The sequence below is a fragment of the Pseudoalteromonas distincta genome (assembly GCF_005877035.1).
GTDB lineage: Bacteria > Pseudomonadota > Gammaproteobacteria > Enterobacterales > Alteromonadaceae > Pseudoalteromonas > Pseudoalteromonas distincta.
On sequence record NZ_CP040558.1, the window covers coordinates 3,193,984 to 3,210,267 of the forward strand.

Genomic DNA, 16,284 nt, shown 5'->3' on the forward strand with positions numbered 1-16,284 from the left:
TTATAAACTAAATACCAGTAAGGTAACTTTATAAGAGAACATAAAATATTAGCGTAAAAAGCTGTGGGGAATATGTAGAAACGCTATGAAGTTTTATACAGTTTATTACACATAAAGGCCGCATAAATGCGGCCCTTAAAGTAGTAAACTTAAGTGGTTAGTAAATAAATAGACGTTAGAATTTAGCTAAATTATTTTTACTGTCTTTGTCGACCAGCTTAATGTAAGGATCTACCCCCGCAAATAATGGTTTTTCTTTTACTTTTAGCTCAATAGTATTGGTACCAGACACTATTTGATGCTTTTTCGAGTAAATAACAAAGTCTTCAGCTAGTAAGTTTTCAGGGTCGTCGCTAAACAATGCAATATCAACTAGCTCATCGAGCGGCTGCTCAGTTTCTTCACCTTGGCCATCCGCACGCTGTTTAACGGCTTCTACGCTAAGTGTTACAGTATAAAATCCTTCTCTATCAACGCTATCTGTAACTGAAACGTCTTTCATCTCAAGCTCATACAAAGTGATATATTTAAACTGATCGTCAATAAAACGTTGTTCAGCTTGTGTTGCATCTCGCTTTAAATAGCTAAGTAAATCGAGCGTAGTTGGGTATGGCGTTGACTGGTACTGAAATTCATTTAAAAATGCTTTGAGTGCATTATTTAAACGTTTTTCACCTAAACGATCATAAATCGCCATCATCACAACTGATCCTTTATTGTAATGAAGATATTGTTGCGACTGTGTTTTATATAGTGGCATTTCTTCAAAGGCTTCCCCTGTACGCCCTATTAAGTACCTATCAAGCTCATATTTTAAAAACTTACGTAGCTTCTCTGCGCCAAAGCGTTTCTCAAGCACCATAAGCGCACTGTACTGTGAAAGCGTTTCAGAAATAACCGCGCTCCCCTCTACATTAGCCGCCGATACTTGATGCCCCCACCATTGGTGCGCTACTTCATGTGCGGTAACATAGTAAGGGTAGTCAACTTTACTCTCATCTCTTAAGTCTGTAATAAACCCCATGCTTTCGGAGTATGGCACTGTGTTGGCAAAACTTTGTGCAAACGAGCGATACTTAGGAAATTCAATAATACGTAGTTGTTTATGCTGATACGGCCCAAATGCTTGTGTAAAGTAATCTATAGAGTCTTGTACCGACTCAATCATACGGTCAACATTCCATGCATGATTTTTGTGGTAGTACACCTCAACATTTACCCCATTATGCTCAACCTTTTTACTTTCAAGTTCTGCCGAAAGCACCGCGTAAAAGTTTAAAATGGGCGCATCCATTTCATAAACAAAGGTACGGCGCCCCTCTTTTACACTTTCACTTTGTAAATACCCTGGGGTAATAGCAAATTGCGACTCGTCGGTCGTTACCGTCGCCTTAAAGTTAATAAACCCATTAGCTGCACCTAAATCACTTTGTGTATAGTACTGACTGTCCTCTAGCTTATGGGCACGTTCAAGTTCTGGTAAATCATGCTTACGACGTTCAAATTTATCAGCTACCTGTAAACCACGGTTATAACCAAAGCTAGGAAGGAGTTCCCAATTATTAATAAAAGTGCCATTGGCAACTAATTGTGTATCAGAGTCTTTATCGGTAAAGGCTGTATGATCACGAGTAACCGACAGTTGCCCTTCTCTTACTTCGTTTGGCATAAGCGGCTGCTCAAACTCAAACCATGCTGAATAAAACGCTGGTAATTTTTCAACTATCTTTCCGCCAGCCATGGCTACATCCCAACTTTTAGCGTGTTGAGGTGAGGTAATCAAAACTCGCGTAATTGGCTCTTTAGATGTATTGGTAAATTTAATTTTTGCCACAGCACTTAAAGCACGCTTTTTTGGATAAATATCAACAGTTAAGTCAACATCGGTCACCATAGGTAGTGCTAAGTCTTTGTATTGTGCAAACTGCTGCTCATAACTTATTTGCTTGTCTTGAAACTCATCGCTCGTAGTAAACTCGTTCAAAACTCTTGTGTTGTTATAAATATTGTAGCCTGCACCAACAAACACTAATGCACTAATAACCGCAACCGCTTGCCCTTTTAACGACATATTATAACGAAGCATAGACAGGCGTGTGCGCAGCGTTTGTGAAGGACCACGATGCCATAACGCAAACCCAACAATCGCTAAAACAAGACTTAACGCACCCCAATATAATGTGTACCAATGCGCGCCTTGTAAAAAGTGCCCATAACCATTTATATCAGAATACGGTACGCTACTGCTTTGCGAAAAGTGATACATATGGTGCTCAAACCCATAAGAACCCATTACTGTTTGCACTATGTAATACAAAATAAACAAGCCCATTCCTACATATTTATTCGGGCTAATAATTTGTAAAAAGAAGGCGAGTACCGTCAGCATAATTAACGGTAAAATCGATAAATAAACAATCCTAAATAAATACTGTCCTAACTCTAAATTAAATTGACCTTTAAATAACTGAACTGTAATTGTGAGTACCATTCCCACGAGGAACAACCCAGAAATAGCGGCGATTAAAGCCAGTATTTTTGACACCCAAAAAACACTGTTATGTACAGGAAAGCTGTCAACAATATCGCCCATGCCACTTTGTCGCTCTCGCCACACAAGCTCAGCACTATAAAAAGCGATAATAACAAACAAAAATAAACCGGAAATACCACTAATAACATTTACCATATTCTGAGTTAAAGGCCAGTTAGTAGTGCCATAAGCACCGATAGGCGCAAAAAGAGGGATCATAAGCGTTACAATGCTTACACCCGCTAAAATCATAAAAGGAGCACTAAATATAACTTGTTTAAGTTCGAATATACTGCGCATTATTAGCTGAGATTTAGTACTAACCCCCGCTGATTTATAATTTTTAGCACTATTGATAAGTGCAGCTTGTTTATTTTGTACAAAAGCAGAGACTTTAAATTGCTTCTTCTGTTTTTTAGTTACTATGCGATTGCTTAGCTTTCCAAGGCCAAAAAACATTGCAACACTGATTGCCACCCACAATATACGGTTAACTAAAAGGTCACCTGTGAGCGTTAGCACTTCTGTGTTTTTATCATTTACAGTCCAATAACGTGTTAAATCAATTAACGAACCAGAACCAAATGGGTCGGCGTAAACAACAATATTTCTAAATGCTAAATCATCAAAGTAAACGCCGGCAATTTGATAGGCTATAAAAATCACAACAGCTGCTACATACACCGACATCATGGTTTTAAAATAGACCGCTACACTATTAAAAATAGCCGAAAGCACCAGTAAACTTGGCACTGCTAAATAAAGATAAGGCGCAGCGTAGTACATTAGCTTATTAGGACCAATCAATTCGCCATCGAGCCAGCCAACTAATAAACCAAATTGCGACCCTAAAAACACACCCAATGGCACGCTTAAAAACACAATAAGTACAACTAAATAAGAACCAAAAAAACGCCCTGCTTGATAAGGCACAGGATTAACAGGCTTACTAAAAACCAGCTCATCCATTTTGCTTTCACTGTTGCGAATAGCAGAGCTGGCAACAAAGTTAACCACTAAAAACATCGCAAACGTACAAAATGTAACGGTTAAAAGCATAATAGAGAAAGGCGAGTTCATATGAACATTCGCCCCACCTAACGGAAACTTACTACTGGAGCTTATAAAAAACGCCATAAAAAAGAATATTAATGAGGTCACATAAAACGAAGGCTGACGCATAAAATAGCGCAGCTCAAACGCGAGCATATTAAAAAACATAGCGCCCCCTTATGCTACTTGGCTGTTACGATGATTAAGCAACGTAGAAAAATACACATCTTCTAGGTTTGCACTGCTGAGCTCAAAACCTTCAGGGGCTTCATTGGCTAATACATGTAATATGGTTTGCCCAGCAAATAAGCGTTTTGAAATAACAGGCAGCTGCGGTTCAAGCTCTAGCGCTTCTTCTTGGCTCATGGCTTTGCGCCAAATTTGGCCTTGGAGTTTATCGGTAAGGGCAATGGGGTTGCCCTCTAATAGTATTTTTCCGCCTGCCAGCACCGCCATGTTTGGGCAAAGTTCTGCTACGTCTTCAACAATATGGGTCGATAATATAACTACTTTTTGCTCGCCTAAGCTTACTAACAAGTTATGAAAACGATTACGCTCTTCAGGATCTAGCCCCGCTGTTGGCTCATCAACTATTAGTAAATCAGGGTCACCCAGTAATGCCTGTGCAATACCAAAACGCTGGCGCATACCGCCCGAAAAGCCACTGACCGCTTTTGAGCGATGTTGATATAAATTAGTGTGCGCAAGTAATCCTTCAACCGACTCTTTACGCTCTGCTTTATTATGAATACCCTTTAAAACAGCCATATGGTCCAGTAAGTCGTAAGCACTAACACGCGGGTACACACCAAAATCTTGTGGTAAGTAACCTAAGCGTTGGCGCAGTGCCTGTGGGTCTTTAAATACATCAATGCCATCAAAAGTAATTGAACCTGAATCAGCCGACTGCAGTGTTGCAATGGTACGCATAAGCGATGATTTACCTGCGCCATTTGGCCCAAGCAATCCAAACATCCCTTTACCGATAGATAAATCAACACCTTGTAGTGCATGTACGCCGTTATCGTAGGTTTTAGATAACCCTGTTATTGATAGCATTTTTACTTCCTTGAATATGAGTAATTATTTTTATAATGTTTTATACCACAAGGAAAATAGGAACATAAGTTACTTGCTGGTTAAATTTGTAACAACAAATAAACATATTTTAAACTCATAACACTTGCCTGTACTGTATTCACTCGGTATAAAAACCACATATACTTTTTATAAGAAGCGAAAAGCCATGCAAGATCACCAAAGCCAGCCGTTAAATGACTTTATAGAATATCCACATGAAGAAATGCTAAATCGTGCTAACGAGTTTTTACAAACCAGCCAACGCCGCCATAGCATTCGCAGCTTTAGCGATCGCCCAGTACCAAAAAATATTATTGAAGCATGTATAAAAGCAGCTGGCACAGCACCAAGTGGAGCGAATCATCAGCCTTGGCATTTTGTGGCTATAAACAGTAGCGATGTAAAAAAACAAATAAGAGAAGCCGCAGAAAAATTAGAGCGTTCTTTTTACGAAGGCAGAGCAGGTGAAGAATGGTTAGATGCGCTAAAACCGTTAGGTACCGACGCCAATAAACCTTATTTAGAGCATGCACCTTGGCTTATAGCTGTATTTAGTCAAAAAAAGGGCGGCGTAAGCACCGATGATAAAAATACGAATTATTATGTGCATGAGTCTGTTGGCTTAGCTACCGGCTTTTTAATTCAAGCTTTGCACCGCAGTGGTTTGGCAACCCTTACTCATACTCCAAAGCCAATGAGTTTTTTGACCGACATATGTAATCGCGATAAAGATAACGAACGCCCATACATGCTACTTATTACAGGCTACCCAAGTGATGATGCAACAATACCTGCTCATGCACTGGATAAAAAATCACTCGATGAAATAGCTACGTTTATTTAGTATTTTCTGCTCGGCAAAACCACTCATATAGCAAAGCAATGATCGACTCAACTTTTGGGTCGGTCAACGAGTAATAAATAGTGTGCCCTTCTCTGCGAGTAGCAACCATATCTGCCTTGCGTAAACTTGCTAAATGCTGAGATAACGCTGACTGTGCTAAAGGTACATTTTTATTTAGCTCACCTACACTTTGCTCACCTTGTAATAAACTACATAAAATCATTAAGCGATTTTTGTTAGCCATTAATTTTAAAAACTGTTCGGCTTGCTCTGCGTTGACAGCTAGTTGTTCAATATTCATTTTTATTATTTCTCTTTTTTAATACCTTTTTAAGTATAGACTTTTACATTAGTAAGTTCTAATATAATTAACATTAGGTTTTACTAATATTAAGATGGCCATGAAACTAGCGATGCCATTTTATTAATCGGCGGAAGTGCTGTGGCAGTATCCGCGCTATTAAGTTACTTTATATAAAGTAACTTTCAGTTTTTAACGTTATTTATAAGTATTAACTCAATTCAACCTACTTATACCAAGTAGCACCTATTAATGTCTTTTTTAAGAAAAAGAGGATTTACAAACTAATGCTTACATCAATCCCTGACTTACTAAAAATTATCACACCTAACCAACGCCGTATTGACGCAGCGCAAGCAAAACTCGAGCTTGAACAAAATAAAGGTTTACTTATTGATGTGCGAGAACCTGCAGAGCACGCGACAAAATCGGCTGCCGGCGCTATAAATATTCCGCGTGGATTACTCGAGATGAAACTGATGGAAATAGAAAAAGACGCAGCTCGCCCTATTTACGTGCACTGCGCAAGTGGTGCGCGCGCAACGTTGGGAGCAGAAGCGTTAACGCGTGTGGGTTATGAAAACGTAACCGTTATTACCTGTGACGCAAACCAAATATGTAGTGTGTTTTAAACATCAACTGAATACTTATAATGATGCGCCTAGTAAAGGTAGGCGTTTAACTTTGTGATAAGTCAGTGCTAATTTAATACACTCTTTAACTGGGTACTCTGGTAATGGCTTTTCACTATTAAATACAATTGCCCGGTTACCTTCAAAGGTGAGAGTGTGGGAATACAACTCTCTAAATGTGCTTACTAGCTTTGATTGGCAATGAAAAAACAAATAACACGAGGAGCCCTTAAAGCCTACGCGAATGGGGCTGCCATTTATTGTGTTATAACTTGGCTCTCCCCACTTTAAAGACTCTTCAACAGCTCCTAAGTTTTGCTCTTGTGCTACGGTATAAATTAACTCTCGTAATTTTATAAGCTTAGTTTTTACTATCTCAGGATAATTATTAAATATATTTTCTATTTCCGTATTCATAAAAATATCCTTATAAGCATTACAAGTTCAAACAAGTTACTTCTGCTGCCTTTCATCAAGTAAAACAAGTAGCATCTGCTCAATATTTTTAACGCTATAAGTAAGTGCTCTCAGTAGCTCTTTTTCACTTTGCTCTGTTGCCTGCTGCGACGTTTTACCTTGATTAGCCAATACATCTTTTTGCTCAAGTATCGCCTCTCTAAACTCACTCGCATTAACCACACCAAGCAAAGACACTAAAGCACCATTTCCTGACTGCCCTGCTGTTTCAAAGCTTAAACGATATAATCCAAAAATTCGCATGAGCGGCCCTTGGCTTAAACCTACATCTGTTATTTTTTCAAGCGGAATAGATTTTTCTTCTTTAAATAATATGCCACGTTTAACTACCAATTTTTGTGGTAATAAGTCAGCCGACATAGCTGCGAGTATTCGTCCGCCCACCAGCCATACAATAAGTAAAATGATAGGTATAAGCGGTATAGTAACAAGAGCCAACATTGCAAATAGCGAGGCAGTAACCATCCAGTATTGTTTTACTTTAGGATTAAAATTAGCACTTTTTAAGGTTAAGTTACTCATTAGCTTTCTTTTGTATGGTTGGGGATTTATAAAAGTACGCCAATCTAATATTGAATGCAATTTAGTCCAAACATTTATAATTAGCATTCAAATATACTTTCACACACTTATGTACATACAAAAAAGCCGAGCATACAGGGCTATGCTCGGCTTAGGTCTGGGAAAATAAACTGCTACTACTTATTAATAAGTATGCTTACATTTTCTCTATCTGGGCCTATTACATTAAACGTGTAAGTACCTTGTTCGGTAATATTTAGTGCTATATTGGCACCTACGGCTTCAAGTGGTGTTAGTTCATCAATTGCCACTACCGGCGTATCGCCTGCTCCACCGTAATCAACGGTACTCCAATCTTCAGACGCTACTTTAAATTCGTAGTCACCTGCTTCTAACTCTATTGATGTAGAGTAAATTGCATCACCCTCGTACATCAGCGGGTTATCAGTACTCCAGTCATTTAAGCTACCACGAATAAACACTGTCGTTTGTGCAAACATTTCAGCGTTGAGCACTTTTAGCGATACGTTATTTAAATCACTGGCGTCAAATATAAACTGGTATTCACCTTCTTCTGCAATGTTTATGGTCATATTCGCGCCCGCAACCGACAACTGCTCTGCAGTGCCAACCATAACACTGGCATCTCCCTCAGCCGATCCATAATCAACCGTGCTCCAATCTTCTGACGCTACTTTAAATTCATAACTTGCAGCGCTCAGTGTTTTAGTAAAGGTGTAAATACCTTTACCTTTATAACTTAGCTCATCGGTTACTCCCCAGTCATTAAGCGTACCGCGCACATAAATAGCAGTGCCTATAAATGGCTCTTCGTTGTATAAAGTAAGCGTTGGATTTTCAGGGTTTGAAGCATCAAGCGAAAATACATAGGTTGCATCAATAGCAGCGCTGAATGTCATGTTTGCACCTGAGCGCGTTAATGCCTCGCTTTGGTTTTCAACTACATCTTTATCAGCGTCAGTAAGCGCGCCAAAATCAACTGTAGACCAATCTTCAGAGGCAATTTTAAATTCGTAATCGCCAGCGCTCAGCGCAATTGCTATACGGTATTCACCGTCACCAATATATTCAAATGCATCGCGTGTGCCCCAGTCGTTTAAACTACCGCGCACAAACACAGCGGTGCTGCCATAAGGTACTACATCAGGTGCACCCACTGTCGCATTTGCACTTAAACCAGCACCTTGGCTCTCACCTTGGTTTTTAGTAAATACAGCTAATGTGTAAGGCGGTACAGTAAATGTGCCTTCGTTATCGCCAGCAGCAAAATTGGCGCTAGCCATACTTGCATCAACACTGTTTTTTAATACATCGTGTAATTCAAAATCCGCTGCGGTGGCAATAGTATGGCTAAGGGTTTGCTCGGTTGCGTTAATCACGACAACAAGCGCGTCAAATGCAGGGTCTAAGTCTGTTAGCCCTTCGCCATCATCAATGCTCATTACTATTAAGCCATGTTGCTGCGCTTTACCTACGTTATGAAAACCCACTCGCTCAATAACATCTTGCTCTGTGGTTAATCTAAAGAGTGCGCTGCTACTACGTATTTGTAAAAACTCGTTAAATACATCATGTGCAAAGGTAATATCTTGTGGCTGTGCGGCCGCTTGGGTATTAGCAGAAATAGGCATAATTTCTTGCCATTTCACTTCGTTGTCTTGTGCGAGTGGCAAGCCAATATTCCAGTTATTGGTATCTTTGGTAAAATCAACAAAGTTAAACCAGTCGCCAGAGTCGTAGCTGTTACGATCCATCGATTTTGAACGCAGCAAGTCGGCGCCCATTTGCATAAATGGAATACCTTGGCTCATAAGCGGAAGTGCTAACGCCATATTATGAGCACGAACGCGCTGCTCAATACTCATATTAGTGCTGTGTTTATATTGCAGCTGATCCCATAGTGTTTCGTTATCATGTTTAGATACGTAATGAATGCTATCGGCAGGGTCTAGTGCATACGCCGTTGGCTGAGTATTCCAAGTAAAGCTATTACCCTTTGCTGAGTTACCTTTAAAGTCTTTTAAAATGTAATTTTGTAAATTACCCGCAAGTGACAAACGTAAAGTATCTTGCTCTGCTAAATTGCCATCTGTTGAGCTATTACTAAATAATGCACCACCGCGAACGGCTTCACGAATACGGTCGTTAAAGGTACCTACTTCGCTACCGGCCATATCGGCTTGTTTGGCTTGCACAAATAAGCGGTTATTTGCCACCTCACCAAAGTCCCAACCTTCGCCATAAAAGTAGTTATCTTCATCAACAGCTTGCACTGCATCACGTGCTGCAAGAATTGACGATTTTGGCATGTGCCCCATTACATCAAATCTAAAGCTGTCGTAACCAAATTCGCGCGCCAAAATAACTAATGAATCACTAACAAACTTATCCATCATTACATGCTCTGTAGCTGTATTTTCACAACACGTTGAGCGCTCTATTTCACCACTTACTTCGTTATAGCGATGGTAGTAACCCGGTACTAGTTTGTCAAATACCGATTTATCCCAAATACCTGATGACGTTGTATGGTTATAAACCACATCAAGCACTACGCGCAGACCAATAGACTGCAGTGATTGCACCATAGCGCGGGTTTCTTTAACGCGGGCAATGCCCTCTGGACTTGAGGCGTACGAGCCTTCAGGCGCTATAAAGTAATGCGGATCGTAACCCCAGTTAAAGCTATCTAAGCTGCGCATAGCATTAGCAAGTGCTTGTGCGTCATCTGAGCCTGGTAAATAACCGCCCATTAAATCAATAATGGTGCTGTTTTTATCTTGGGTTTTACACGCATCGGCTTCATCGTCGATTTGCTCACATAAATCACCTAGCGTATCGCTAATATCTACACGTTTACTTACGTCTTCATCTATGGTGCCAATATCAGTAATAGGTAATAAATGAAAGTGCGTTAAGCCATTTTGAGCCAAAGTTTGTAAGTGCTGCATAGGAGCACTATTTAGCTCAGTAAACGCAAGGTACTTACCACGGTTAGCCTCTGTTACGCTGTTATCGCGTGCGCTAAAATCACGTACATGGCCCTCGTAAATAATCGCATCTTCTGGATTTTCTACCGTAGGAATAAGGCGTGTATCCCACCCTTCGGGTTTAGTGTCTTCATCGGCTAAATTAATCAACTGGCTGTATAAACCATTGGTAGATACATTTAGTGAGTAAGGGTCTGTGCTCCAAAGCGACTCTATTTGCTGAGTCAGTGGGTGGTAAACATCAAAATTAAAGCGGTAGTAGTGGCGGTCGTATTGCATATCTAAACTTGCTTGCCAAATACCTGTCTGTGTATTTAATGTCATTGGCGTAGAGTGCACTTGTGTTTTTGCATCATCAAACACGTTTAGCATCATGTTATTAGCGGTGGGTGCCCACACAGTTACATCAATCGCGTTATTGCCATAATTTACACCCAGCACAGCTTCATTAGCATCGTCTTCGCCTTGCGTATAAAGGGCATCGAGTGCTTTAGCGGTTTGCACATAGCTTGCTTCTAGCAGCGTGCCTTCACTATCGTAACCTGCAATAACAAGCTGCGATTTAATAAGCGTTTTGGCAGTGCTTGTATCCCAACTTCCTTCGTATGCGTTCCAGGTGGTTAAATGCGGTACTTTTGACGCTTGCTTATCAGTTATATTGCTTGATTGCAGCGTAACAGTATCGCCGTTTAAACCAGTATCAATATCCACTTCAAGCTCAGCCGTAGCTGATGAATGTAACTTAATTAGGCTTGTAAACTCGTTACTTGGTTTATACAAAATAGTATTTAAATCAATCCAATGCGCTGAAGCACCTGTTATAGCAACTGCGCGTTCGCCTAAACTTAATATAGGGTATTCAAACACCGAAGGCTCGCCATGAATGGTAAAGTTCATACGCTGAAAGGTTTCATCGTCTTGCATCAGCGGCATGGTTAAATCCACATCACCAAACGCCTTACCTGACCCTTCTGTACCAATATGAATAATAAAATTGGCACATTCGTTATAACCCTCTTTAAGGTTAATTATCCAGTACGCACCGTAGTTTGGATCAATACCATCGTATTCATGGCCGTTAGCCCAATCACTGGTATCAAATGGTGGTGCATAAGCATCACACACATCGTTATTCCACGAATGTAATCGGTAGCCTTCGTAGTTATCATCGGCTAGGCGGTTATAAAATAAAACCGCCTCTCCTTCCCCTGCAAATACCACAGGGTCTGGCAGGGTTGGGTCGGCGCCAACCACACAGCTTTCGTTATTTTCATCAGGTACTGTAGGTGCAGGGCACGATATAGGTTCGGGATCGACACATTGTGACCCAGCTTCATTAGGTACTTGTGGCACATTACAGGTAAGTAATGGTTCACCAGATTCAACATCACCTGTTCCACCACACGCTGCTAATAGCATTAACGCTAACGTTATTAGCAAATATTTAGACATAGTTATAATTTTCATTTTTAAACGCTCCGTTTGCTAATTAATGACTGTATGTAAAACCAAGGTAGAACTGACGACCAAAATACTGAGTCGTCCCTGTTCGTTGCTCTGAGCCAAAGTAACTTTGGGTTGGTTCATCGGTTAAGTTATTAACTTGCAAAAGCATTGTTAGCGAGTCGCTAAAGCGATAAGAGGTTTGAAAGTCGACTACGGTTTCAGCATCAAAATTAACCACTTGCTCGTTAATGGCAACCTGCTCTGATACAAACTCATCGCGGTAGCGCACATTGAGGCGGGTTTCAAAATCATCCATTGAGTAAAAAACCGTGGCATTAAGCACGTTATTAGACAGCCCAGGTAAAGATTGCGCTAACGTGTCGCCCCCTAAACTGGTAATCGATTCAATTTCACTTTCGGTGTATGAGTAACTTGCATTAGCGCCTAAGCCATTAAATGGCTCAGGTAAAAAGGTAAACACTTGCGTATAAGCAAGCTCTAGCCCTCTAATATAGCCACCTTCACCGTTATTAACTGCCGTGGTGTAAATACCGTTTGTTGTCGCAACTTGCTCGCCACTAACGGGGTCTTCTATAGAATCAGGTACGTTAAAGCCATTGCCTTTAAAGTCGAAGTTTTCGATTGATAAGGTTTCAACAAACGAGTCTATATTTTTATAAAATAACGCTGCTGCGATAGTGCCGTTACCTTCTTCAAAATAATATTCGTAAGATAAGTCGTATTGGTCGGCATAAAAGGGTTTTAAAAATGGGTTATTAGTACTTGAACCATTAATAACACCATCATCGCTTACGTTTGCACTGGCATCGCCCGCTAAGCGGTTAATTGGCGCACGCGACATTACTTTAGCCGCAGCAAAGCGTACAAGTGAATTATCGTTAAGTTGCAGGTTTAAATTTAATGATGGTAAGTAGTCGGTGTATTTAGTGCCTAATACATTAGGTGCGTATAAATTATTTACAATGCCGTTCTCATCAACAATATTTTGCGCACCTAAGCGCGCATCGCCTGCTACGTTCTCTAGTACCGTTGCAGATTGGTCGGTTTCAACGCGGCGCACACCCACATTACCCGATAGGTCGAGCCCGGCAATTTGCGTGTTAATGTTTACCATAACGTACGCAGCTAGCACATCTTCAAACACCGAGCCGCTTTGCAGCACTGACCACGAATAGTTAGTTGTGTAACCTTGCGCGTCGTCTACGCCATCGGCGTTGCCCCATGTTTGAACAGGCTCTGGCGTACCATCTGGAAACCACGCATTGAGCGCTTTGTCTAAATCAATCGCTAAATACGATGGGAAATAACTAAACTCGCCCTGCCAGTCAACCACAGAGGCCATATCGTCGGTTAAACGCAAAGGCGGTTGCGTTGCTGAAAACGCCCCGTCGTTACCGTACTCAAATACCGATCGTTTACGGCTGTACTCTCTATCTGAATAGCGCGCACCAAACTCTACTGAGCTAAATATGTCGCTTTCTAGCTCGTATTTAAAATCGAGCTTAAATGCCGTTACTTCATCTTCTGTTTGATCTGGGTAAATACCATATTTGCTGACCATTACACGGTCTATATCGCTAAAGGCGGCCGCCTGATTAAACCCAACGTCAGGTAAATTTAAGCCGTTTAATTGATAGTTAATTGCTACGTTGTTATCAAATACTGGCGTTTCTGCATTGGCATCTTCTGCTACTAAGCTCCACAGTAAGCCATTTCTAAAATTACTTTTTGCGCGAGAAAGCGACACATCGGCATTTACGTTTAGTCTATCGGTTACCTGCCAATCGGCATTAACGCCAAAACTATCTACTTCGTCAAAGTCTTGGTTGTCGTCGTTAACTATTTCAACGCGGGTATAGCTTTGCGAAGTACGGTTAACCGCTGCGCCTATTACGGCATTACCATCGAGCTGAGCGTTAGCATATGCAGCTGTTGGCCCGCCTAATTTAACCCTAAGGCCACGGGCAAACGACTCTTTATCAAAGCGCGATAAAAACGCATCACCTTTTAATTTAAAGTTATCTACCGGCGCCCACTCTATAGCTGCTAAGTAACCATTACGGGTTTCTTCGCCGCCTAAATGCTGTAGCTCAAAACCTTCGCTAATGTATTCGTTTTCTGGATTAGCTAAAGGGCCATTGGTGTCGTTAACTGCGCCATCAACGTCTTTTGTGTCGTTGTACGCAAGGCCAATAAACTGCGTTGCTACACTTGGCTGAAACAAACGCGCATAGCCCAGCGCTACGCCTAACGTGTCGTCTAGGTATTTGCCTTGATACGAAAAACTAATTCGATCGCCAAATTCAGTGGCATCCGATACCTCTGAGGCGCGGTCGTTATACATACCGCGCACATTAGCTACAAATTTATGCGTTTGATCATTATTAAGTGGACTGGCGGTTTCAAGCTCTACCGTACCGGCCACGCCACCTTCAATAAGCGATGCCTTTGGCGATTTGTATACCGCCGCAGAGCTAATTAATTCTGACGGATATTGGTCAAACTCAATACTGCGGCTGCCACTTGTAGATACTTGCTCGCGGCCATTAAGTGTTGAAAATACAAACCCGCCCGACAGCCCGCGTATATTAATTTGCGCCGCTTGCCCACCCGTTCGCACCGCTGAAATACCAGGTAATCGTGTAAGTGCATCGGCCATTGAAATATCAGGCAGTGCCCCTAAATCATCGGCAGAAATTTGTTCTGACACCGTATCGCTAAAACGCTTTTGATTTAAAGATTGAATTAAACTGCGACTAAAGCCTCGCACTTCAATAATTTCTAAATCTTCAGCTTGTGTGCTGGGTGATTGATTTGTTGAGTCTTCGTTTGCAGCCAATGCACTATTAGCGGCAAATAAAGCCAGCATAAGTGCACTTAGTTTAAACTTGTCCATGTGTGTGAACCTTTGAGTTATTGTTGTCAGGTGTTGCTGTGTTGTTCAAAACACAACCAACAAATTGTAACTAAAAGGTAAAATTAATGTGATGAATACGTATGCAGGGCATGAGGGTTAGGCTGCAGGTGTATGCGCGTACATACACCTACATTTGGAACGCTATTTAAAGACTAAGCACCACTTTTATCGCAAGAGCAATAAATACGACTCCCAGTATTTTATCAAGCCACGGGTTTTGTTTGGTAAATCCAAAGCGGTTTTTTGAAACCTCGGTCAGTAACGCCACCAGCAAGTACCAACCGGTATCAATTACAAACACGGTTAAGCACATAATTATGCCCACACTTAAAGTAAGTAGCTGAGGGTCAATAAACTGTGAGAACAAGGCTAAAAAGAAAATAGCGAGCTTGGGGTTTAAAAAAGCAATGGCAAAACCATCTTGTAATGCTTTAGCTGCACTTACCTCACTTTTTTGTACTTCAAGTTCGTCATTACTTGGTTTTGCTAGCAATATTTTTATGCCTAAATACGCCAAATAGGCCGCACCTAAGTAAACGAGTATTTGATAAACAGTTGGAAACTGCGTCATTAAAGCGCCTAACCCTAATAACGATGCACCGGCATACAAGCCAACGCCAGTACCATGACTGAGCGCGGCAAGCATACCGTTTTTCATACTACCGTTAAGTGAGTGCTTTAAAACCACCGCTAAACTTGGTCCTGGCGACATTGCGCCCATCATACAAATAGCCGCTAGGCTTAACCATACTGTAAATGTCATTTAAAGCTCGTCAGTTTCAATAAGTAATGTATAACCGTGCACTTGCCCATAAAAACCTGCCAAGGGCACTGCGTTTATTACTTTCCAGCCATCTTGGTTTAATTCCTGTATGCGGTCATTTAGTGCGGCTATATCTACACCACCCAAAAAACGGGTCTTTCTAAATTCGATTACTTTTTGCATTTTAATCCTTGAGTATCTTATAACGTGTATTCAAAATCGTAGTAGTGAATCCCTTGCTCAATACGTATTTTCATACTGCCCGTTAATCCTTCTAGCTCATTAGTGCCTGAGTCGGGAATTACATTTAAAATTAGGCTGTTTTGGCCTTTATCCATAGTGCCAAAATGCTGCAGTACAAAACTGCCTTTTTTGCCGTCAAGCTCGCCTATTACTTGCTCTATGGCAACATAACCGGCACTGCCTTGTGTGGGTGTCATGGCGCTTAGCATTTCGCCTTGGCTGGTGGCATTTAAGCTACCTTTAAATGTTTTATCTATCGACATACGCCCTAAATTAACGCCGTTTTGGCCGCTTGCGTAACCTTCAATTGGGGCTAGATTTACATTAAATTCTCCACTTACAGTTGCAGTAGTCATAACGTTTCCTTATTGATGCTAATGTTTAAAAGTATTGATTTTTATTATCTTAGTGCCATATCTATACCTTAACCTTTAAAAAGAA

12 protein-coding genes are annotated in these 16,284 nt (G+C 41.0%); 2 read left to right on the forward strand and 10 right to left on the reverse strand.

All coding sequences use genetic code 11. The features are described from left to right. Positions 1–175: 175 nt before the first annotated feature. Together FFU37_RS14365 and FFU37_RS14370 are read right to left on the reverse strand one after the other, a co-directional pair. On the reverse strand, positions 176–3,754 hold the full coding sequence (locus FFU37_RS14365) for an ABC transporter permease/M1 family aminopeptidase (protein WP_138489765.1): 3,579 nt from the start codon (positions 3,752–3,754) through the stop codon (positions 176–178). A 9-nt stretch (positions 3,755–3,763) separates the two neighbouring features. Beyond that, positions 3,764–4,645 (reverse strand): ABC transporter ATP-binding protein, encoded by an 882-nt coding sequence (locus FFU37_RS14370; RefSeq protein WP_002959519.1) that lies wholly within the window; start codon positions 4,643–4,645, stop codon positions 3,764–3,766. A 187-nt stretch (positions 4,646–4,832) separates the two neighbouring features. On the opposite strand from FFU37_RS14370, the gene FFU37_RS14375 reads away from it, so the two are divergent. Next, positions 4,833–5,510, forward strand: coding sequence for a nitroreductase family protein (locus tag FFU37_RS14375; RefSeq protein ID WP_024594835.1), 678 nt, complete (start codon positions 4,833–4,835; stop codon positions 5,508–5,510). Here the strand turns inward: FFU37_RS14375 and FFU37_RS14380 are convergent. After that, a complete protein-coding gene (locus tag FFU37_RS14380) occupies positions 5,503–5,811 on the reverse strand; it encodes an ArsR/SmtB family transcription factor (RefSeq protein WP_024594836.1) in 309 nt (102 codons plus the stop codon). The genes FFU37_RS14375 and FFU37_RS14380 overlap by 8 nt on opposite strands. Before the next feature lie 287 nt (positions 5,812–6,098). On the opposite strand from FFU37_RS14380, the gene FFU37_RS14385 reads away from it, so the two are divergent. Further along, positions 6,099–6,443 carry a rhodanese-like domain-containing protein gene (locus FFU37_RS14385; protein WP_024591370.1) on the forward strand — a complete coding sequence of 115 codons (345 nt, stop codon included), beginning with the start codon at positions 6,099–6,101 and terminating at the stop codon, positions 6,441–6,443. 15 nt (positions 6,444–6,458) lie between these two features. On the opposite strand, the gene FFU37_RS14390 is transcribed toward FFU37_RS14385, so the two are convergent. The 7 genes from FFU37_RS14390 to FFU37_RS14420 form a co-directional block, all read right to left on the reverse strand. After that, complete coding sequence (locus FFU37_RS14390; protein WP_138489766.1) at positions 6,459–6,860, reverse strand: DUF1801 domain-containing protein; 402 nt, start codon at positions 6,858–6,860, stop codon at positions 6,459–6,461. 36 nt (positions 6,861–6,896) lie between these two features. Further along, a complete protein-coding gene (locus tag FFU37_RS14395; protein WP_138489767.1) occupies positions 6,897–7,442 on the reverse strand; it encodes a PH domain-containing protein in 546 nt (181 codons plus the stop codon). Between the two features lie 176 nt (positions 7,443–7,618). After that, positions 7,619–11,920 (reverse strand): alpha-1,6-glucosidase domain-containing protein, encoded by a 4,302-nt coding sequence (locus tag FFU37_RS14400; protein WP_138489768.1) that lies wholly within the window; start codon positions 11,918–11,920, stop codon positions 7,619–7,621. Between the two features lie 22 nt (positions 11,921–11,942). After that, complete coding sequence (locus FFU37_RS14405) at positions 11,943–14,816, reverse strand: TonB-dependent receptor (protein WP_138489769.1); 2,874 nt, start codon at positions 14,814–14,816, stop codon at positions 11,943–11,945. 166 nt (positions 14,817–14,982) lie between these two features. After that, on the reverse strand, positions 14,983–15,600 hold the full coding sequence (locus FFU37_RS14410) for a LysE family translocator (RefSeq protein WP_039490504.1): 618 nt from the start codon (positions 15,598–15,600) through the stop codon (positions 14,983–14,985). Beyond that, positions 15,601–15,783 (reverse strand): hypothetical protein, encoded by a 183-nt coding sequence (locus FFU37_RS14415; RefSeq protein ID WP_002959534.1) that lies wholly within the window; start codon positions 15,781–15,783, stop codon positions 15,601–15,603. Positions 15,784–15,800: 17 nt separating this feature from the next. Beyond that, the gene (locus tag FFU37_RS14420; protein ID WP_138489770.1) at positions 15,801–16,199 is read right to left on the reverse strand and encodes a DUF3224 domain-containing protein; all 399 of its coding nucleotides are present in this window, start codon (positions 16,197–16,199) and stop codon (positions 15,801–15,803) included. Positions 16,200–16,284: the final 85 nt, after the last annotated feature.